Genomic DNA, 19,395 nt, shown 5'->3' on the forward strand with positions numbered 1-19,395 from the left:
AATGAGCGACAAGGGTCTGTACACCAGCGGGTCGACCAGCTACAAGGCAAAGGTCGACTCCATCCCGCTCCGCGACACGGACGTGACGCAGCCGGGCAGCGACTCCCTGGGCACCCTCGTGTCCAACGCTACCGAGCAGATGTCCAGCCTGGTCCGCAGCGAAATTGAGCTGGCGAAGACCGAGGTTGTCGGCGAAGCCAAGAAAGCGGCTGTCGGCGGCGGCCTGCTCGGTGCCGCAGGTGTCGTGGCGGCGTTTTCCTCCTTCTTCTTTTTCTTCTTCCTGGCCAAGCTGATCGCCATCTGGACGAACGACGCCTGGGGCTTCGGCATCGTCTTCCTGTTGATGCTCATCATTGCCGGCATCCTCGCCCTGATCGGCGTCAAGCGCTTCAAGGCAATGAGCAAGCCGGAGAAGACCATCGAGTCCGTCAACGAGCTGAAGAACCTCGTCCCGGGCCAGGCCCAGAAGAACCTGACCAAGGACACCTCGGAGCTGTACACCTCCTACGGCACCGGCACGACGGTTCCGGGTGGCCACGCAGCGAACGGTTCCACGGCAGTCAAGTAGGTCCGTAGCGTCCAGCACGCGGACGGCGTGCGCCCAAGCGCCCGGCGGGCAGTGTCCCCGGGCGCTTTTTCATGCCAGAATCGGTGGCACCATGACCAGCAGCACGAAGCGCGCGCGCAACCGTCAGCCCGTGTCGCCGAAAACGGTGGCTGTGGACGGCCCCTTCGAGCATGTGTGGCTCCACACCCGAGGCATCCGCCTGCATGCGACGGTGGCGGGCGACCCTGCCGACCCGCTCGTGCTGCTACTCCACGGCACCTTCGGGGCGTGGCTGGACTACCGGCACGTCATCGGGCCGTTGGCGGAGCTGGGTTTCCATGCCGCGGCGGTGGACATGCGCGGCTACGGGATGTCGGACAAGCCCCCGGCGCGCGCCGGCGACGACATGCTCATCGCCGTCGGGGACATCGACGGGGTGATCACCGCACTCGGCCACGACCGCGCTCACCTCGTCGGGCACGACACTGGCGGGGCCGTGGCCTGGGTGTACGCGGCGACGCACCCGGAGCGTACCGCGAGTCTCGTCTCCGTTTCCGCGGCGCATCCCGCAGACCTGCGCGCACACGTGCGGTCCCGGCCCTGGGAATTGATGTTCATGCTGGTCCGCCTCGCGGTGGGTCGCCTGCCCACCGGACTTCTGCTCGCGTGCACGCCCCTTATCCCGCGAGTCTGGCGGCGCGAACTCGTCCTCAACACCGCCCCCGGTTTCGCCGACACACCCGAATTCGACGATGCACTGAGCCTGCGCATTCAAGCCGCGCGCATCGACAACGCCCTGCGCGGCATCATCCGCAACACGCGCCTGCTCACAGCGCACAAACAGAAAGGAACGGGCACGCTTATCGACGCCCCCGTCCTCCTCATCCACCCCCACCAGTCCGTCTGGGACCGCATCGACGCCCGGACCCGACGCCGCTTAACCCCCGCGGCCGCATCCGGCCTGACTGTTCTCCACGTCCCCGGAACGAAGAATGTGCCGCATGTGGAGGATGCGGCGGGGTTCGTCGATACGCTCGCCGCTTTTCTGCGTTAAGCCACGCACTCGCGGGTGTCCACCGGTTCGGTGAGCCCCACATAGTCCCCCACGACCTTCTCCATTTGACGGACCGTGAGGGCGTAGCCGGTGTCGGTGCCGTCGACTGCCGTTCCGAAGACGACGCCCAGCACCTCCCCCGAGGGCGACAGCAGCGGCCCTCCCGAATTGCCCTGGCGGATGCTGCCGCGCAGGGTGAACGCCTCGCGCTCGGTGCGTCCCGTCGCGTAAATGTCCGGCCCCGAGATATTCAGGCGTTCCCGCACGCGCACCGCGGACACTGCGAACGGCCCGTTACCGGGAAAACCCATCACCATCGCGTCGTCGCCGCTGCGCGCGGTGCCCGGCGCAGTAGGCAGTGGGTCGATGCCCAGATTCGGCACGTGCAGCACCGCGATATCCGCCTCCGGGTCGTAGAGCACCACCGTCACCCGTTTCAGTCCCAGCACAGTGTCCAGCTCAACCGTCTCCGTGCCCGCGACCACGTGGGCGTTGGTGATCACGTAGTCCGGCGCCGACACGAAACCGGAACCCGACAACCGGCGGCGGCAACTCTCCGAGTCGCCCAGCACGTGCACAATACTGGGGCGCACCTCCTCGACAACACCGGGATCAATGCTCGTGGGGTCCGGCGCATCCACTTCGGCGCCGCCCTGGAACGGGGACACCAACGGGGGAAGACCGGTGACATCGATGAGCCTGGCCATGTGCTGCGGCACCTTGTTTCCCCACTCCGGAACCACGCTGTCGATCGCGGCGAGAATACGCGAACCACGGACCGCACTACCCGCCGGACCGCCAACATTCGCCGCGACAGGAACTGCGACCAGCCACACCACCACTGCCGCCAGCAGCAGCTGCACCAGAGAGCCGACTGCGGAATCCCACCGCCGCGTCGACTTCGAACGCAGCCGGTCCCGCAACGTCGCCCCGATGGCCGCGCCGACGATGTTGCCCACCCCGACGAACGTCACCACCGTGGCCAGCAGAAGCAGCAGCCGGAGGCTCGTCGTGTCCGACACCCGCACCAGCAGTCCTGCCGCAACGAGCCCCACGACCAGGCCAGCGGATGCCCCCACCGCCGCGAAACACGCCGAAAAAGCTCCCTGCCGCCAACCGCCCGCGACCGCGGCGCAGAAGAGCACCACGAGTACGAGATCGACGATGAGAGCAGTCACGGAAGGCTACCCTAGCCGGGCAGCGGGCTAAAACCCGTGTCCCTCGCCGTTGCGCGACTCCCCCAGCGCTTTCCGCAGATCCACCGCGTCCTTGTGCTCCCACGGCTCTTCCCAGCCGGCCTCGCGGATCATCACCGCGAGCAGGGAGGCGGTGAAACCCCACACGAGGTAGCCGTCGACGTCGAAAGCCGGGCCCGACCATCCCAGCCGCGCGACGCGGTAACGGTTGTCCGGGTCGATGAGCTGGGCGAGATCGACGAAGAAGACGTCGTCGTTCTCCTCCGGGCTGGCGCACCACACTTCCCCCGGGTCCTGCGCATACGCCAGCACCGGGTTCACCGGGTGGCCGGAGGGGCCGACAGCGATGTCTTCGAGCACGGCCAGCGTTGTCACGCGGGCAGGTTCCAGCCCGGTCTCCTCGTGGGCTTCGCGCAAGGCGGCCTCGACCGGGCCTGCGTCCTCCGGCTCAAGCCGCCCGCCGGGAAACGCCATCTGGCCCGAGTGGTTCCGCAAAGTCGGCGCGCGGTGGGTGAGCAGGATCTGCGCGTCGTCGGGCAGCTCGCGCGCATCAGCATCCCCCGTGAAGCACATCAGCACCGCGGACCGACGCGATTTCCGCGACGCCAACCGCATATGCCCCTGCATCTTGTTCACCAGCCTCGCGTTACCCGGCGCCGACAGCACCCCCACCAGCCCGTTCAGCCACAGCGCCATCTACAACAACCCCTCCACGGCGCCCACAATTTCGCTTGACGACGAAAAAGCCTTCCCCACAACCCCCACCTTCTCATCTCCCCGGAACACCACTGTGACCGGCACGACCCCCGGCAGACCGTGCGTGCCCGCGAAAGAATTGTCGTCGTCCTGGTAGCTGGGAAGACCCACCCCCAGATCGTTGAGCAGGGCCGCTCCATTCGCCGCGTTCGTGTCCGCGTGGACGCCCACAACCGTGTACTCGGGGTGCTCCCGGGCGAATTCGTCGAGAGCCGGCAACTCCTCCCGGCAGGGTTCGCACCACCATGCCCACACATTGACCACGGTGATCTCGTTGTCCGGGCGCCCGCTGTCCGCGCCCCCGAGGCACGGCAGCTCCACTCCCCCGACGGCGCCGCCCGGGCAGTCCGGCCGCGCCGGGACCGCAGCGTGGCTCTGCTGGGGTTGTTCTCCCCCATCAGGAGCATCGGCGGGACGCAGCAGCGACACCGCCGCCGCGACCACCAGCACCGTCACCGCCACCAGGGCGGCAACGCTCAGCCAGGCCTGCTTCGTCACTCGCGGCCCTCCCCCATCATGGACAGAATATGCTCCCGTTCCGGCCCCGTGACCAGCTTCTCCGCGTCCGCCCACTCGACCGGACCCGCTTGCCCGAACGACGGACAGTCGTACGCCAACGGGCACGCCCCGCACGCCGCCTTCCGCGCATGGCAGACCCGGCGGCCACAGAAAATGATCCGGTGGGAAAACATCGTCCACTCGCGCTTCTCGATCAACTGGCCGATAGCCCGTTCAATCGCCACAGGATCCTTTTCATCCGTCAAACCCAGGCGGCGCACCAAACGCTGGAAATGCGTATCGACGGTCAACCCCGGCAGCCCGAACGCATTCCCCCTCACGACATGCGCCGTCTTGCGACCCACCCCCGGCAACTTCACCAGGTCCTCAATCGCCACCGGCACTTCGCCGTCGTACTTGGCCACCAGCATCTCCCCGATGCCCTTCAGGTGCCCCGCTTTCGCACGGTAAAACCCGACCGGCTTGATGATGCTCTCCAGCTCGGCGGGGTCCGCCGCGGCGTAGTCCGCGGCCGTCGTAAAGCGCGCGAAAAGCGTCGGCGTGACTTGGTTGACCCGCACATCCGTCGTTTGCGCGCTGAGCATCGTGGCCATGAGCAACTCGAGCGGCGTCGAAAAGTCGAGCTCAGCATGCGCATCCGGAAACATCGCCGCCAACGTCCGGTTCACTCGGCGCGCACGGCGCACACGTCCCAACTCCGTTTCCGTCCCCCGCGCAGCCGGGTGCGAACCCGGACGACGGAACCGCACAGGCGTCGTCGAAGCAGAAACAGACATGGCGTTAACTATACTTAGACACCATGCTCAGCATTCTCCTCGCGCTACTTGCGCCCGCGTTCCTCGCTGTCTTCCTCGTCGCCATGGAACGCCTCGAGATCGCGGTTGTTCACACCGAGCAATAAAAATTCGCCTATGGCAAATGCCGGGCACACCACCGGCGAAATGATAGTGTTGGCAGGTGTGACTTGGCCCGCGAGTTGACGCGCCGGTGACCAACTCCACAGAGACCGCGAACGACAAGGAGCTTCGATGCAAAGCGTGCAGGAGACACTAGCCCGCGCAGGAATCTTCCAAGGCGTCGACCCCGATGCCGTGATCAACCTGATCTCACAGATGCAGACCGAGTCGTTCCCACGCGGCACAACCATCTTCGACGAAGGCGAACCCGGCGATACCCTCTACATCATCGTCGAAGGCAAAGTGAAGCTCGCCCGCCACGCCCCCGACGGCCGCGAGAACCTCCTGTCCGTCATGGGCCCCTCCGACATGTTCGGCGAATTGTCCATCTTCGACCCGGGTCCGCGCACCTCCTCCGCCGTGTGCGTCACCGAAGTCCAAGCCGCCACCATGGACTCCGAGATGCTCCGCACCTGGATCAACGACCACCCGGAGATCTCCCAGCAGCTGCTGCGCGTCCTCGCCCGCCGCCTGCGCCGCACCAACGCCTCGCTCGCGGACCTCATCTTCACCGACGTCCCCGGCCGCGTCGCCAAGACCCTCCTGCAGCTGGCCAACCGCTTCGGCACCCAGGAAGGCTCCGGTCTTCGCGTCAACCACGACCTCACCCAGGAAGAGATCGCCCAGCTCGTCGGCGCATCCCGCGAGACCGTCAACAAGGCCCTTGCCACCTTCGCCCAGCGCGGCTGGATCCGCCTCGAGGGCAAGTCTGTCGTCATTGTAGACACCGAGCACCTCGCGCGCCGCGCACGCTAGTTCCTACCGCTCTTTCACGCCGCCCCTCCGTTCTCCGGGGCGGTTTTCGCATTCCCGCTCACCTGGCGTTCGCTCAGCCCGCTTCCGGCAGCTTCGGCCGCCGCGTCCGCCGCCGATTCCGCAGTTTTGTCGCTTTTCGTGGAACCGGTTCTTTTCGCATGTCATCGCCCTGATGTGGGTGGTGATGGTGCCGAGGCATCTGGATAAGAGGGAGTTATCCACAGGTGTGGGTTGGGGGTGTTTTGTGGTGTCGGGGTTGTTTTTATGCTCGGGGTCATGAACGATTTCGACGCTTTCATCGCTTCTGTGTCTTCCCCGATGGGGGTCTTGGCGGGGTTCGACCGTCAGGTGGCGGTGCGTGCCGGCATCAACCCGGTCACGGTACGCAGGTGGGCCCGTTTGGCGAGGGTGTATTTCGGGCCGACGCGGTTTACCCGCAAGCAACGCCACGCGGTGCGCCTGGCACGCGAAACATCGAAGTCGTTGGACCAGTTAGTCTTCATCGAGTCCTGTGTACGTGGCGTTGCTGATGATGCCGGTAAGTGGGGGTTGCGTCTGGCGTTGTTGTCGGTGCGTGGTACTTACGACACCTTGAAGCGCAAAGCCGCCGACATCCTCCCCAACCACGGCGACAGTGACAGCGACGGGGGCGGTGATGGTGGGCGTGGTGCCCCTGCACTGGGTGTGCGGTTCACCGGGTCTTTCAAAGGCACCCGCACGATGACGGTGACCGGGGATGAACACGTTATAGCAGCGGTGGAATTCGCCTTGCGGCGTGATCTGCGCCCAGATAGGCCGGTGGCAGGCCAGATGTATGACGCGTTCGTCAACCTGATCCACACCACCAACAACAACGGCGACCGTGCCGGTGCCGGTGCTGGTGGTTCTGGTGCTGGTGGTGGTGTGGCCGCGGCGGTGCCACGCCCGGTGGTGCTCATCCCGCTCGATGAGTACACCAGGATCCTTGCCGGTGACGGTGATGATGTGGTGCTGGGGTTATCCGATGGCACCACGATGACCGGGGCGCAGTATTTAGCGCGGTTTCACGGCACCACCTTGGAAGTGGCGGTGTTCCACCCACAGGCAGGTGCAGTGAACCTGTATGACACCAAGCGCTTGGCCAATGCCAAGCAGCGGGATCTAGCCCGGATGGTGCTCACCACCTGCCCGGTACCAGGCTGCCGGCACGCGGCGGATAACTGCGAGGTCCACCATGTCACTGCCTGGTCGCGGGGTGGGTTGACGAATATGGATAACCTGTCGGTGCTGTGCAGGTACCACAACCGCACCAACGACGATGACCCGGGCAAGAGGACTAGGGGCCGGATTGAGATCAGGGCCGGAACACCGACCTGGGTATCGCCCAGGGGCACACCAGTGGCGAATAACCGCCACCCCTACGGGGCAATGAAACAGCTCTTCGGGACACAAGCAGGACCATAAGCACCATCCCGGCACAGCCGGACTCCTTGCCTGCAGACACGCACCCGATTGCAGACACATGCCTGGCTGCTGGGACGAACCCGACACTGGCGCGTCTCTGATGCTGGGGCGTACCCGACTACTCGACTGCTGATACGGCGATCCCGCGAAACACCACGCAGGACCGCCGATCAACCACGCCCGAAAACACTGGGCAAAAATCCGGCCGGATTGTCAGCGCTCTTTGGAAAGTAGCCCAAAGCGCTCCCTGAAAAGTAGCCCATCGAAAAATTGGATGGGTGATTCCTTTGGAGCAATGGGCACAGATCCGATACCTGCGTGGGAGAGACTCCGGGCCGATGGCTGACCCCGGAATCGCGTCGGACCCCCGCTCAGCATCGGGTTCGCGATTACTGGAAAGCCGGGAGGCAGGATCGACCATGCGCGCAATATATAAGCCGTATATACGGCAGTATATGAAAGGAAAGACGGGCACCTTGGGGAAGGGGCCCGTCGATAAGCGTCGAAGCTTAGTTCTTGCCGTCGAGGTAACGCAGTGCGACGCGGGTGGACTGCTCGGCGGCGCCGCGGAGGACGGGGTCGACATCGTCATACATCGCGTCGACAAGCTCGTTGATGCTCAGGTCCGTGCCGCGTTCCTCGCGCACCTGGCGGATCTGGTCGAGTCGGTAATTTCGGCGGTCGATGTATTTTCGGGCGAACTCTGCAAGATCCTCACCTTCGGGGCCGTGGCCGGGCAGCAGCTTGATGCCGGCGCCCTCTTCCTCGAGCTCCGCGAGGGATTCGAGGTACGCGCCGAGGTCGCCGTCGGTCTCCGAAATCATGGTGGTGTGGCGGCCAGCAATGGTGTCGCCGGTGACAATGCCTTCGAGCTCCGTCGTCTCCGGGTCGCCGGGGTAGATGTAGAAGCACACGGAATCGCGAGTGTGGCCAGGCGTGTGCACGACCTTGATGCGCGGGGTGACGCCGTCGACGGAGATGATCTCGCCGTCTTCGAGGGGCTCACCGCCGATGCAGTAGCGCTCGTCGAATGCACGGACCTGCACGCCGGTAAGCTGGCGGAATCGCTGGGCACCGTCAGCGTGGTCGTGGTGGCGGTGTGTCAACAGCACGAGCGCCACCTTGTCCGCGGCGGCCTGCAGAACGTTGAGGTGGCCTTCATCCTCCGGGCCCGGGTCGATGACGATGCTGAACTCGTCTTCGGGGTCGCGGATGACCCACGAGTTCGTTCCCTCCAGCGCGGCGTAGCTGGGATTCGGCGCCAGCACGACGGCGGCGTTGGGGGTGACAGGACGCAGTTGACTGTAGGCAGGATGCTGCATGCCCCCAACCCTACCGTCAATCACCGTGTAACAGCCATTTCTCGGCAGGTTACGGCGATCACGTTCTTTACGCGGGCATTACGCGGGGCGCTTATCGACGCCCTCGACCTCCACAATCAGCTCCACTTCCACCGGCGAATCCAGAGGGAGGACCGCCACGCCGACGGCGCTGCGGACGTGGGCGCCCGCCTCGCCGAAGATGTCGCCGATGAGCTCCGATGCGCCGTTGACGACGCTCGGCTGTCTCCCGAAGTCCGGTGCCGAAGCCACGTAGCCGACGATCTTGACCACGCGGGTGACGTTGTCCAGGCCGACAGCATCGTCGACAGCGGCGAGCGCGTTGAGTGCTGCGGTGCGGGCGTAGCCGTAGGCGTCCTCGGCGGACACCTCTGCCCCGACTTTGCCGGTGGCGGGTAGTTCACCGTCGGCGAAGGGGAGCTGGCCTGAGGTCCATACCTGGTTGCCCACCTGGGTTGCGGGCACGTACGCGGCGACGGGCGCGGCGACTTGGGGGAGCTGGATGCCGAGCTCGTCGAGACGCGCCTTGATATTCGCGGGGGTGTTCGCGGCCATTAGAGCTCCCGCTTCATGTAGGCGACGACGTTCTCCGGGTTCGGGCCGGGGGTAACGGCGACGAGCTCCCAGCCGTCTTCACCCCAGGTGTCGAGGATCTGCTTGGTGGCGTGCGTGAGCAGCGGAACGGTGGCGTATTCCCATTTCTTCATGGGCACCACCCTACAGCCCGGAGCACTGGCCCCAGGCGTTACCGGCCGGGCGGGGCGCTTAGAGCCCGATGATCTCCCGGCCTTCTGCAAGGTGCTCAGCCCAGTCGGTCACGTGCGGGTTCTTGCGCAGGACTGCGCGGCGCTGGCGCTCGGTCAGGCCACCCCAGACGCCGAATTCGACCTTGTTGTCCAGGGCATCGGCACGGCATTCCATTTGGACGGGGCAGCGGCGGCAAATCGCTGCGGCCTTGCGCTGCTCAGCACCGCGGACGAACAGTGCGTCGGGGTCGCCGGAACGGCAGACCGCCATGGTCACCCACTCACCGCGCTCGAAAGACCTCTCGGAATCGGCAATGGAACGCTGGCGTACCTGCTGCCCTGCTCGTAGGGCTGGGTTGGCGTTTTCCAGTGCGCGGTTGCTGATCGTTGCGGTCACCACAGTCTCCTTCCGGGCTTTATATCTGTCCGTTATCAGCAGGGCTTCAATCACCAAGCTGTTCCTATGTAAGTGTATTCACGCGCACTTGTTTTTGTCGAATAGATCACACGTGCGGGGGTAGGTGGTGATTCCCCTGACGGATTCAAGGCCGTAGTGTAAGAGAGGTGTCTGCGCTAAGTTCCCTGGGAAAACTGCTCCTCGGCCTCATCGCCGCGGGTCTCGGCATCGCCCTGTGCCTCGCCCCCGCAGCGGGTATTGGAGGGGCCGCGGTGACGCGCGTCGATAACACGATGCAGTCCAATTTGTCCGACCTGACGGACGGGACGGCTCCGGGTGTCACCACGATCACGGACGTTAACGGCGACCCGATGGCGTGGATCTACGCCCAGCGCCGCTACGAAGTGGAGCCCAACGAGATCGCCCAGTCGGCGAAGGACGCCCTGGTCTCTATCGAGGACCGCAGGTTCTACGAGCATGATGGCGTCGATATGCAAGGCTTCGCCCGCGCTATGGTGAGGAACGTCTTGGCCGGCGGCGTGGAAGAAGGCGCCTCGACGATCGACCAGCAGTACGTGAAGAACTACCTGCTCCTTGTCAACGCCGACACGACCGAGGAGCAGTCGGCGGCCGTCGAGCAATCGGTGCCGCGCAAGCTACGCGAGATGCGCATGGCCTCCTCCTTGGACAAGCAGCTGTCCAAGGAGGAGATCCTGGCGCGCTATTTGAACCTGGTCTCCTTCGGCAACCACGCCTACGGCATCGAGGCGGCGGCGCGCACCTATTTCGACACGTCGGCCGCGGAACTGACAGTGCCGCAGTCGGCGCTGCTCGTGGGCATGCTGCAGTCCTCGGAAATGCTGAATCCGTACACGAACCCGGACGGCGCGAAGGAGCGCCGCAACACGGTGCTGCAGGCCATGGTAGGAACGGGCTATCTAAGCCAGGCCGACGCAGACAAGTACGCCGACGAACCGCTGGGCGTGCTCGACGAGCCGTCGCTGCTCCCCCGCGGCTGCATCACAGCGGGCGACGCGGGTTTCCTGTGCGACTACGCGCTGAAGTACCTCGCCGACAAAGGGCTGAGCACAGAGGAGATCGAGCACGGCGGCTACACCATCACCACCACCCTCGACCCGAAGGTGCAGGCAGCCGCCCACGAAGCGGCGACGAGCGCCGTGAACACGGGACAGACCGGTGTCGCCGAAGTGATCAACGTGATCCAGCCGGGGCAGGAGAGCCACGATATTTTGGCGATGACGTCGTCACGCGACTACGGCCTCGACTTGGACGAAAGCCAGACGGTTCTCCCGCAGGCTTCCTCGATGGTGGGCAACGGCGCCGGCTCGGTGTTCAAGATTTTCACCGCGGCGGCAGCCCTGGAAAACGGCTACAACCTCGAGTCGAAGCTGGAAGTGCCGGACCGTGCCGTGGTCTACGGCATGGGTGAAGGCGGCGCGAAGAACTGCCCGTCAGGGGCGTACTGCGTGGAAAACGCCGGGAGGTACCCGGGCGAGATGACAATGCGCGAAGCTTTGGCGAAGTCGCCGAACACGCCGTTCGTGAAGCTCATCGAGGCCGTGGGTGTGGAACCGACGGTGGATATGGCCGTTCGCCTGGGCCTGCGCTCGTACGAGGAGCAGGGCACGTTCGACGAGGAGAATTCCGTCGCGGACTATTTCCGCCAGCACAACCTCGGTTCCTTCACGCTCGGCCCGACGGCGGTGAACCCGCTCGAGCTGTCCAACGTGGCGGCGACACTCGCTTCGGACGGTAAATGGTGCGAACCGAATCCCATCAAGAGCATCGTGGACCGTTACGGCGACGAAGTCGCGATCGACCGCCCGGATTGCGAACAGGCGGTGGAGCCAGAGCTCGCCGCGGGTCTCGCCGGGGGCATGGCGGAGGACGCCGTTTCGGGCACCGCGAAGAAGGCCGCGAACTCGGCGGGGTGGCACGGTGCTGTCGCCGCGAAGACGGGTACGACGGAGTCGCACCAGTCGTCGGCGTTCTTGGGCTTCAACAAGAAGTTCGCCGCCGCGACGTACATCTACAACGACGGCACTCAAACGACCCCGCTGTGCACGGGCCCGGTGCGCCAGTGCTCGGAGGGCTCGCTGTTCGGCGGCCAGGAGGCGGCGGAGTCGTGGTTCCGCATGGCGAAACGGATGCCGGGTGCGGAGGATGCTGGCCTTCCGGCGCCGAGCCCGCTATTCGACCCGAAGGCGCGCGATGAACTGCTCAAACGTGCGGTGGGCATGAAGAAGGATGAGGCGCGGTCGATGCTCGAGGAGGCGGGGTTCAAGGTCCGCGAGACCACGACATCGGGCAAGAACGCACCGCGCGACGAGGTGGTGGACACCCGTTCGGCGGACGACGCGGGGCCCGGTTCGACCATCACGCTCGTCGTGTCCGACGGCACGAAGGCACGCGTATCGACGCGCCCCTCAACCTCTTCCCCCTCCCCCACCACGGGGGCGTCCGCGGCGGACGAGCCGGCCCCCGCTGAGGTCGATTTGGGGCAGCTCGCCGACGAGCTGGCGAACCTCTTCGGTTAGCCCAGGCGCTCCTTGACCGCGGCGGACAGACGCTTGCCGTCCGCGCGGCCGGCGGCCTTCTCGGTGGCCACCTTCATGACCTGGCCCATCTCCTTCATGGAGGTGGCGCCGGTCTGGGAGATCGCGGCATCGACAAGCTCGGCAAGCTCGGTGTCGTCAAGCTGTTTCGGCTGGTAACCCTCGAGGACCGCGACTTCCGCGAGTTCAGCGTCGGCAAGCTCTTGGCGGTCGTTGTCGGCGTACACCTGCGCGGACTCGCGGCGCTTCTTGATCTCGCGGGCGATGACCTTCAGCACTTCCTCATCCGTGAGCTCATGCTTCGTGCCCTCCGTCTCCTCGGATTGGATGGCGGCGAGCAGCATGCGGATCGTGCCCGTGCGTTCCTTTTCTTTCGCCTTCATTGCTTCTTTGAGGTCGGCGCGGATCTGGTTCTTCAAGTCACTCATGTCCACGAGCGTAGCGCGGGTGCCGGTACCCTCGGAGCAATGACGACAAAACAGGACACCACCCGCGGTGCGCGCTTTCTAAAGCGTCTCGGCATCACTGCCGGGGCGACCGCCGCCCTCGGCGCAGCGACCTTCGCGCACGGCGTCAGCGAGCTCACCAAATTCCGCTTGAAGCGCTACGAACTGCCCATCCTGCCGGAGGGCGCCGAGCCGTTCACGATCCTCCACGTCGCCGACCTGCACATGATCCCGGGGCAGAACACCAAGATTGCGTGGGTCTCCGCCCTCGACGCCCTGAACCCCGACCTGGTGGTCAACACCGGCGACAATCTTTCCGATGCCCGCGCCGTCCCCGATGTCCTCGCCGCCTTAGGCCCTCTGCTCGACCGGCCCGGTGTCTTCGTGTTCGGAACCAACGACTACTGGGCACCCCGTCTCGTCAACCCGGTGAAATACCTGCTCGACCAGAAACGCGAACCCAGCTACGTCGACCTGCCGTGGAAAGGCATGCGCGCCGCGTTCATCGAGCGCGGCTGGCGCGATGCCACGCACCAGCGCCTCGAGTTCAAGGTGGGCGGGCTGCGGCTTGCGGTCACCGGCACCGACGACGCGCACCACGACCTCGACGACTACGACTCTGTCGCGGGCGCCCCCAACCCCGACGCGGACCTCGCCCTCGGTGTCACCCACGCCCCCTACCGGCGCGTCCTCGACCGGTTCGCCGCCGACGGCTACGCCCTCACCCTGGCCGGCCACACCCACGGCGGGCAGATCTGCCTACCCGGCGAACGCGCCCTGGTCACCAACGCCGACATCGACCGCGAACGCGCCTCCGGTCTGCACCGCTACGGCGACATGTGGCTCGAAGTCTCTAACGGGCTGGGCACCTCGAAATTCGCCCCCGTGCGCATTTTCTGCCGCCCGTCCGCGGCGCTGCTGACGCTCACTGCGCGGGATAGCTAAGCCGCCGGAACCGCCATTGCAGCCGAGCCCGATCCACCGCACAGAAGCCACTCCGAACAGGCGTTTTGGCCTTGGCGGGGCGGTGGGCTAAAGTATCCCGGGTACTCATTAAGTGCACCGGGATATGGCGCAGCTTGGTAGCGCGCTTCGTTCGGGACGAAGAGGTCGCAGGTTCAAATCCTGTTATCCCGACCAAATTGAGAAAGTAGCCGCTGGATTTCAGCGGCTACTTTTGTCGTTCTGCCCAGGCACCGCAATACAGAAGCTCCCCGCTAGTCGGGATCTGTGTTCACAGTACGACCAGCGGGGAGCAGGTCTGCGGCTCGGGGCCGCATTTCAGCGGAAGTGCTACCCGCGCAGCGTTAGAACGGCAGGGTCTTGCGGAAGTTCTCAAACATCTCGCGTGCCTGCGGGAACAGCGGGCTCAGGAGAGCAGCCACACCCAGCAGAGCTGCGAGCACGCCGAAGAACACGCCAATGGACGAACCAGCGTTTCCATTCGACGAACCGGAAGACCCGGAAGATCCGGAAGATCCGTCAGACGAATTCGAGGAGCCAGACCCATCCTTCGCCCACGGCGAAATGAGGTCGATGTCCTGCTCAGTGTCGACGCCGGCAGCGTTCATCGCGCCGAAGAAGATGTCGGTCTCGTCGATCTGGCCGGTGAAGTTCGCCGCCCCCGGGCCGGAGGCCGCGACGCGAACCTGGGCACCGGTGTGCTGCTGGCCGCCGAGGGCGTCCTTCGGGTCGTTGGACTTCGCGGTGGAGTACAGCAGGGACATGTCAGCATCGTCCGCGGTCTTCAGTTTGGTGGTCAAGCCGGCGGTCGGTTTCTGGTTGTAGGTGATCATCGGGGTCTGGGCGTGGTCGGCGGTGGCGACGATCAGGGTCGGCTCACCGGTCTCCTCCACCCAGTCTTGGACGACCTTGATGGACTCGTCCCACTGGCGGATCTCGCCGATCATTCCGCAGGCGTCGGCACCGTGGCTGGCCTTGTCCGGGGACGCCGCCTCAACGTGGAGGACGAAGCCCTTGTCATTCTGAAGCAGTTCCAGGGATTTGCGGGTCATGGCCGCAAGCGTCGGGATATCGTCGGTGTACTTGGGGTTAGCCTCGCAGCGCTGTGCTTCCTTCATCGCGCCATCTTCCGTCGGAACGGTCTCCTTGTAGATGCGCGGCATGTGGCTCGGGGAGAAGAGGCCCAGGACCGGCTTGTCGGAGTTCTTCACTGCGTCGAGGCTCTTAGCGTCGTTGACGATCTCGAAGCCGTTGTCGCGCGCATTGTCCAGAACGGTCTTGCCCTTGGTCCAGGTGGTGTCGCCGTTCTTGCCGTCGACCATCACCTCGGTGTCGAAGTACTCGGCGCCGCCGCCGAGGGTGACGTCGGCGCGGACGTCGACAAGCTGCTCGGAGATGGAGCCGAGACCACCGTTTTCGCGACGCTGTGCGTCTTGCGCTACCTTCTTCTCGCCGGATGGCGCGTAGTCCGCGCGGTCCAGGGCGTGGACGGCGAATGCCGCCGGGGTGGCGTCCTGAATCTCCGCGGTGGAAACGTTGCCGACCTTCATGCCGGCAGCCTTTGCAAGCTCAGCCATGGTCGGAACCGGCTTGCCGTTGTTGTCGATGCCCAGACCGCCGTTGTAGGTCTTGATGCCGGAGTAGAGGGCGGAACCGGACGCAGCGGAGTCGGTGACGTAATCCGGCTTGCCGGTCTCCCTATTCAGGGAGTACGTGGTGTGGTAACCGGTGTACTCGAGGTTGTCCACGGCCTCGAAACGGCCGTTAGCGCCGTGCAGGTAGTTGCGGGCAGCGGTGATGTCGGCGTCGGCGGTGCCGTCGGCAAGCATGATCACGACGTTCTTCGCCTTGGAGTCGTCGAGGCCTTGGCCCTTCTTGCCGAACTTCGTGCAGTCACCGACCTGCGGAGCCTCACCTGGTGCGAGCTGGTAGCAGAGTTCCCCGTTAGCCTCGTTGCGGGCAGTGACATCGCGCGCGACCGGGTTCGTGTTGACCTCCCAGTCGCCGAGGCCGAGGGCATTGGCCATGACGTAGAAAGCGTCGGTCTGATCGATCTGGCCGAAGACGTTCTCCGATGCCGGGCCGAACGCGGCGATGCGCACCTGGGCGCCGGTGTGCTGCATGGAGAAGTCGCCCTTTTCCACATCGGGGACGGGCACGGTGCCGAATGCGACGGACATGTTCGCGCCGTCGTGGGTGTGCAGGCGGGTGGTCGCGGCCGGGGAATCCTGGCCGTCCGGAACGATCTGCGCAGTGTGGGCGTGGTCTGCGGTGACGACTACCAGGGTCTCGCCGTCCTTCTTGGCGAAATCGACAGCGGCGTCCACTGTATCCTCGAGACGCTTGAGCTCGCCGATGAAGCCGCAGGCGTCGCCATCGTGGTCGGCCTTGTCGATCGAAGCGGACTCTACTTGCAGGAAGAAGCCCTTCTCCTCGTTCGGCTTGTCCAGCAGCTCGATGGCCTTAGTGGTCATGTCCGCCAACTCCGGCTCGTTGCCGATATTGGCTTCCTTACAGGTGGTGGGCTCGGCGGTCGCGCCGCCCTTGGTCGGGGTGGAGGACTCGAAGCGGCGGGTCATGTTCTTGTCGTGGAACAGGCCCAGAACCGGTTTGTCCTGGTTCGCTTCGGTGACTGCGGCGAGCTCGTCGCGGGTGCGGACAATCTTGTAGCCGTTAGCTTCGGCGTTCTCTGCGACGGTCTTGTCCTTCTCCCACTTGGTGTCGAACTTCGCGTCGCCTTCGAGGAACGGGTTGGTGTTGCCGCTGTCCGCCATCACCTTGGTGTCGAAGTACTTGGCACCGCCGCCGAGAGTGACGTCTGCGCGAGTGTCGATGAGCTGCTCGGAGATGGAGCCAATGCCGCCGTTCTCGCGGGCTTCGCCGCCCTTGACCGGCTTAGTGTCGCCGGAAGGCGCGTAGTAGCCGCGCTGCGAACTGTGGGACCCCATGGAGGCCGGGGTGGCGTCCTGGATCTCGGAGGTGGTCACGTTACCGGTGCGCATGCCGGAGTTCTTGGCCATCTCGAGCAGGTTGATGTGGGCGTTCTTCTTGATGTCCACGCCGAGCGCGCCGTTGTAGCTCTTGGTGCCGGTCGCCCAACCGGTAGCGGAAGCCGCGGAGTCGGTGACGTAGTTCTTCTTGCCGTCTTCGTCGATGGCGAAGGTGGTGTAGGCACCGGTGGAGGTGAGGTTGTCCAGGCCGTCGAAGCGGCCGCCGGCACCGAGCAGGTAGTTACGGGCCGCGGTGATTTCCTGGTGCCCCATGCCGTCGCCGACGATCATGATGACGTTCTTGGCTTTTTCGTCGGAGCGGCCCTGACCGCCTTTGCCGAACTGGGCGCATTCGCCAGGCTTCGGAGCCTTGACGTTGCCGTTGCTGTCGATGGAGATGCACGACGGCTTGCCGTTGTAGCCCTCGTAATCAAGATCAATTGCTGCTTGAGATGTAGGTGTCGTGGCAACGGTGAGAGCAATGACGCCCACACTCGCGGCCACGGATTTCCATGTTGCTGCGCGCATGAAGTCTTCCTGTTCGCTGTAGTCGCTGCGGCTCCGGGAAGGTGCCTGTGACTGGGAAAATGAGAACTAGATGGATTGGAAGCCATCCAATTCCCAACCAAAACACAGCTGCTATACAGCAAGGAGACATTCAGGAGAACAGTAGGTTGCTAAAACCTTGGAGGCCCTGCGGTCTCAGAGCTGGTTTTGTGCACGGTTACAATCATCCGCGCACAAGGCCGTTTCTCGCCCCGGATCTTTGCGCCGCCGCTAGCGGGCGCAGGTGGCCGTGTTCTCGGCGTCGAGGCAGTCGTGCTCGAGCGATTCGGCGTGAAGCCATCCGAAGCGGCCGTGAAGAATGATCTCGTCGTAGCACTTCGAGCATCGGCGCACAGAGTTGGGCGAATGGCGGTAACCGCTGACGGGTCCGAGCACGTCGGCGGTGAGCGGTCGACCTTCCCGCTCAAGGATCTGGCGGGCGGTGATAGTGGTCATGCGCGACTCCTTTGTTCAGTTATGCGGGGCGTCCTCCCGGTTGTGGGGAACAGCGCAGGAGCCTACATGGCGGCCGCGACGAAGAAGGGCGCGGTTTAGCGCTTGTGTTCGATAACGTCCTCGGCCTCGAGGACGGCAGTGTCGCCGCGGTCGTCGAAAACGGTTTCGTCGTCGGCGACGTAGTGATCGTCGCCGTAGTCGCCGTCATCGGAGCCGTAGTCAGAGTCGGCCTCATCAAGCGCGGAGACGGCGGAGGGGCGGCTCATGCGCATGGCCACCAGTCCGATGGCGGCGAGCAGCGCCGACAGCCCCAGGCCGACCCACATAGCGGTGGTGGATCCGTTGTTGCCGGCGGCCGAGATTGCGGAGGTGCTCCAGTGCATCGGCATCGCGGAGGACACGGCGCGCCAGATGGGAGCGACATCGCCGGTGGCGGCGCGGGACCACACCCAGCCGACGGCGGCGGTCTGCAACAGCGCGAAGATTCCGGCGCTGGCGGTGCCGCCGAGTTCGCCGAAGGCGTCGCGGAGCACCCAGGTGATACCGGCGGAGGCGAGGGTGCCCAGGACGAGCGCGGCGCCTGTGACCGCGATCGCGGTGGGGGTCAGCCCAGTGCCGAGAATGGTCACGAGGATGGTGCCGGCACCGGCGGCGAGCAGTGTGCCGAGCCCGAGCACGCTCCAACGGGACCGCGTCTCACCGTAGGCGGCGTGCGCCGCGGCGACTCCGCCGAGCACTGCGAGAGCGCTAACGAGCATCGCGGCGAGCGGCGGGAGGGCTGAGGTCGGGGCATTGCTTGCCGACGCTCCCCCAGCCCCCGCAACCGGCGCCGGAGCAGGCAGAGCACGCTGGACATCTCCAATGCGGTCCTTGGTGGAGGTGGCCATGTCGTCGACCTTGGCGGCGCCGTCGGCAAGCTCGTTGACGCCGTCCTTTGCTTCGCCGACCCGGTCGTTCATCTCGCCGAGGCCATTGGCGAGGTCGGCGGCACCGTTGGTCGCAGTGTACACACCGTCGTGGTAGGCGTAGCCCGGCGTGGAGAGCTGGTTGGCGAGCTCACGGGAACCATCCTTGAGCTCGGTAAGCTGGGCGGTCCAGTCTGCGGGGAGTTCGGCGGTGTCGACTTGCTTGCGCAAATCCTCGAGCTGCGTGCGCAGATCCTTGACCTGGGGGTCGTTGCTGCCGCGGGTGCTTTCCAGGGTCTCGTCGATGGCGGCGAGGACCTGGCCCCGCACAGCGTCGAACCCGACGACCTGGTCGACGGTGCCGCCGACGCTGTCCGCGAGGCGGGTCGCTCCGTCGGCAAGCTGGCCGGTGCCGGCCTGGAGCTCGGTCATGCCCTGGGAGAGCTGGTCCGCGCCTTCTTTGGCGGACTTCACGCCGTCGGCGAGCTCGCCGGAGCCGTCGCGGAGCTGTTCCGTGCCGTCCTTGAGCTTGCTCGTACCTTGGGTGAGGAACCCTGCTTGGGCGCTGGCGTCGCCGGCGGCGCGGCGGGCGTTGCCGAGGTTGTCGGCGCCGGAGTAGGCAGCGGGCGCGCCGGATGCGTTCTCGGCGCCGCGCGGCACCCACGTCGTGGCTGGATTCATGGGCGCGAATGCTGCGACGACAAGGACGGCGAAGGCGAGTAGAACATTCCACTTCATAACGAGCAATGTAATGATTGTGGCGAATGTTGTGTATGTGACACACCGCGTATCGGGCTCTACGC

General features: G+C 65.2%; 18 protein-coding genes and 1 tRNA gene. 7 read left to right on the forward strand and 12 right to left on the reverse strand.

The window, feature by feature from the left end; genetic code table 11:
* Position 1: 1 nt before the first annotated feature.
* Together QYR03_RS07365 and QYR03_RS07370 are read left to right on the forward strand one after the other, a co-directional pair.
* Positions 2–568, forward strand: a complete 567-nt coding sequence (locus QYR03_RS07365; RefSeq protein WP_259848979.1) for a phage holin family protein — start codon at positions 2–4, stop codon at positions 566–568.
* A gap of 91 nt (positions 569–659) precedes the next feature.
* Positions 660–1,601, forward strand: a complete 942-nt coding sequence (locus QYR03_RS07370) for an alpha/beta fold hydrolase (protein WP_301712578.1) — start codon at positions 660–662, stop codon at positions 1,599–1,601.
* Here the strand turns inward: QYR03_RS07370 and QYR03_RS07375 are convergent.
* The 4 genes from QYR03_RS07375 to nth are packed head-to-tail and all read right to left on the reverse strand — an operon-like array spanning position 1,598 to position 4,848.
* Entirely contained in the window at positions 1,598–2,779 is a 1,182-nt protein-coding gene (locus tag QYR03_RS07375; protein WP_301712579.1) for a MarP family serine protease, read from the reverse strand. The two genes, QYR03_RS07370 and QYR03_RS07375, sit on opposite strands and share 4 nt — an antisense overlap.
* 27 nt (positions 2,780–2,806) lie before the next feature.
* The gene (locus tag QYR03_RS07380) at positions 2,807–3,493 is read right to left on the reverse strand and encodes a CoA pyrophosphatase (protein WP_301712580.1); all 687 of its coding nucleotides are present in this window, start codon (positions 3,491–3,493) and stop codon (positions 2,807–2,809) included.
* Positions 3,494–4,051 carry a TlpA disulfide reductase family protein gene (locus QYR03_RS07385; protein ID WP_301712581.1) on the reverse strand — a complete coding sequence of 186 codons (558 nt, stop codon included), beginning with the start codon at positions 4,049–4,051 and terminating at the stop codon, positions 3,494–3,496.
* A complete protein-coding gene (gene nth, locus QYR03_RS07390; protein WP_301712582.1) occupies positions 4,048–4,848 on the reverse strand; it encodes an endonuclease III in 801 nt (266 codons plus the stop codon). Before nth ends, QYR03_RS07385 begins: the two co-directional genes overlap by 4 nt.
* 252 nt (positions 4,849–5,100) lie before the next feature.
* On the opposite strand from nth, the gene glxR reads away from it, so the two are divergent.
* Both glxR and QYR03_RS07400 read left to right on the forward strand, forming a co-directional pair.
* The gene (gene glxR, locus QYR03_RS07395; protein WP_259848985.1) at positions 5,101–5,784 is read left to right on the forward strand and encodes a CRP-like cAMP-activated global transcriptional regulator GlxR; all 684 of its coding nucleotides are present in this window, start codon (positions 5,101–5,103) and stop codon (positions 5,782–5,784) included.
* A 276-nt stretch (positions 5,785–6,060) separates the two neighbouring features.
* A complete protein-coding gene (locus QYR03_RS07400) occupies positions 6,061–7,227 on the forward strand; it encodes an HNH endonuclease signature motif containing protein (RefSeq protein ID WP_301712583.1) in 1,167 nt (388 codons plus the stop codon).
* Positions 7,228–7,736: 509 nt separating this feature from the next.
* Here the strand turns inward: QYR03_RS07400 and QYR03_RS07405 are convergent.
* The 4 genes from QYR03_RS07405 to QYR03_RS07420 all read right to left on the reverse strand — a co-directional run bounded on the left by QYR03_RS07405 (position 7,737) and on the right by QYR03_RS07420 (position 9,629).
* Positions 7,737–8,549 (reverse strand): MBL fold metallo-hydrolase, encoded by an 813-nt coding sequence (locus QYR03_RS07405; RefSeq protein WP_301712584.1) that lies wholly within the window; start codon positions 8,547–8,549, stop codon positions 7,737–7,739.
* Between the two features lie 78 nt (positions 8,550–8,627).
* Positions 8,628–9,122: a RidA family protein gene (locus QYR03_RS07410; RefSeq protein WP_259848991.1), complete on the reverse strand. Its 495-nt coding sequence runs from the start codon at positions 9,120–9,122 to the stop codon at positions 8,628–8,630.
* Positions 9,122–9,274 (reverse strand): DUF4177 domain-containing protein, encoded by a 153-nt coding sequence (locus QYR03_RS07415; protein ID WP_087117007.1) that lies wholly within the window; start codon positions 9,272–9,274, stop codon positions 9,122–9,124. The genes QYR03_RS07410 and QYR03_RS07415 overlap by 1 nt, the downstream gene beginning before the upstream one ends.
* Positions 9,275–9,332: 58 nt before the next feature.
* The gene (locus QYR03_RS07420) at positions 9,333–9,629 is read right to left on the reverse strand and encodes a WhiB family transcriptional regulator (protein ID WP_301712628.1); all 297 of its coding nucleotides are present in this window, start codon (positions 9,627–9,629) and stop codon (positions 9,333–9,335) included.
* A 248-nt stretch (positions 9,630–9,877) separates the two neighbouring features.
* On the opposite strand from QYR03_RS07420, the gene QYR03_RS07425 reads away from it, so the two are divergent.
* Complete coding sequence (locus QYR03_RS07425) at positions 9,878–12,268, forward strand: penicillin-binding protein (protein WP_301712585.1); 2,391 nt, start codon at positions 9,878–9,880, stop codon at positions 12,266–12,268.
* On the opposite strand, the gene QYR03_RS07430 is transcribed toward QYR03_RS07425, so the two are convergent.
* A complete protein-coding gene (locus tag QYR03_RS07430) occupies positions 12,265–12,714 on the reverse strand; it encodes a GatB/YqeY domain-containing protein (protein ID WP_301712586.1) in 450 nt (149 codons plus the stop codon). The genes QYR03_RS07425 and QYR03_RS07430 overlap by 4 nt on opposite strands.
* 39 nt (positions 12,715–12,753) lie before the next feature.
* Here QYR03_RS07430 and QYR03_RS07435 point away from each other — a divergent pair, with 39 nt between their 5' ends.
* Positions 12,754–13,677: a metallophosphoesterase gene (locus QYR03_RS07435; RefSeq protein WP_301712587.1), complete on the forward strand. Its 924-nt coding sequence runs from the start codon at positions 12,754–12,756 to the stop codon at positions 13,675–13,677.
* A 118-nt stretch (positions 13,678–13,795) separates the two neighbouring features.
* A tRNA-Pro gene (locus QYR03_RS07440) sits at positions 13,796–13,872 on the forward strand.
* 167 nt (positions 13,873–14,039) lie between these two features.
* On the opposite strand, the gene QYR03_RS07445 is transcribed toward QYR03_RS07440, so the two are convergent.
* From QYR03_RS07445 to QYR03_RS07455, 3 genes are all read right to left on the reverse strand, one after another.
* The gene (locus QYR03_RS07445) at positions 14,040–17,213 is read right to left on the reverse strand and encodes an alkaline phosphatase (protein WP_301712588.1); all 3,174 of its coding nucleotides are present in this window, start codon (positions 17,211–17,213) and stop codon (positions 14,040–14,042) included.
* A gap of 249 nt (positions 17,214–17,462) precedes the next feature.
* Entirely contained in the window at positions 17,463–17,687 is a 225-nt protein-coding gene (locus QYR03_RS07450; protein ID WP_076598141.1) for a hypothetical protein, read from the reverse strand.
* 95 nt (positions 17,688–17,782) lie between these two features.
* Positions 17,783–19,330: a hypothetical protein gene (locus tag QYR03_RS07455; protein ID WP_301712589.1), complete on the reverse strand. Its 1,548-nt coding sequence runs from the start codon at positions 19,328–19,330 to the stop codon at positions 17,783–17,785.
* Positions 19,331–19,395: the final 65 nt, after the last annotated feature.

This window comes from Corynebacterium sp. P4-C1 (assembly GCF_030503595.1).
Classification (GTDB): Bacteria; Actinomycetota; Actinomycetes; order Mycobacteriales; family Mycobacteriaceae; genus Corynebacterium.

Bases quoted from the DNA above. Each gene is read 5' to 3' on its own strand.
- QYR03_RS07365 (WP_259848979.1), top strand. From the start codon at position 2: ATGAGCGACAAGGGTCTGTACACCAGCGGGTCGACCAGCTACAAGGCA.
- QYR03_RS07370 (WP_301712578.1), top strand. From the start codon at position 660: ATGACCAGCAGCACGAAGCGCGCGCGCAACCGTCAGCCCGTGTCGCCG.
- QYR03_RS07380 (WP_301712580.1), bottom strand. From the start codon at position 3,493: ATGGCGCTGTGGCTGAACGGGCTGGTGGGGGTGCTGTCGGCGCCGGGT.
- nth (WP_301712582.1), bottom strand. From the start codon at position 4,848: ATGTCTGTTTCTGCTTCGACGACGCCTGTGCGGTTCCGTCGTCCGGGT.
- glxR (WP_259848985.1), top strand. From the start codon at position 5,101: ATGCAAAGCGTGCAGGAGACACTAGCCCGCGCAGGAATCTTCCAAGGC.
- QYR03_RS07400 (WP_301712583.1), top strand. From the start codon at position 6,061: ATGAACGATTTCGACGCTTTCATCGCTTCTGTGTCTTCCCCGATGGGG.
- QYR03_RS07405 (WP_301712584.1), bottom strand. From the start codon at position 8,549: ATGCAGCATCCTGCCTACAGTCAACTGCGTCCTGTCACCCCCAACGCC.
- QYR03_RS07410 (WP_259848991.1), bottom strand. From the start codon at position 9,122: ATGGCCGCGAACACCCCCGCGAATATCAAGGCGCGTCTCGACGAGCTC.
- QYR03_RS07415 (WP_087117007.1), bottom strand. From the start codon at position 9,274: ATGAAGAAATGGGAATACGCCACCGTTCCGCTGCTCACGCACGCCACC.
- QYR03_RS07430 (WP_301712586.1), bottom strand. From the start codon at position 12,714: ATGAGTGACTTGAAGAACCAGATCCGCGCCGACCTCAAAGAAGCAATG.
- QYR03_RS07435 (WP_301712587.1), top strand. From the start codon at position 12,754: ATGACGACAAAACAGGACACCACCCGCGGTGCGCGCTTTCTAAAGCGT.
- QYR03_RS07445 (WP_301712588.1), bottom strand. From the start codon at position 17,213: ATGCGCGCAGCAACATGGAAATCCGTGGCCGCGAGTGTGGGCGTCATT.
- QYR03_RS07450 (WP_076598141.1), bottom strand. From the start codon at position 17,687: ATGACCACTATCACCGCCCGCCAGATCCTTGAGCGGGAAGGTCGACCG.
- QYR03_RS07455 (WP_301712589.1), bottom strand. From the start codon at position 19,330: ATGAAGTGGAATGTTCTACTCGCCTTCGCCGTCCTTGTCGTCGCAGCA.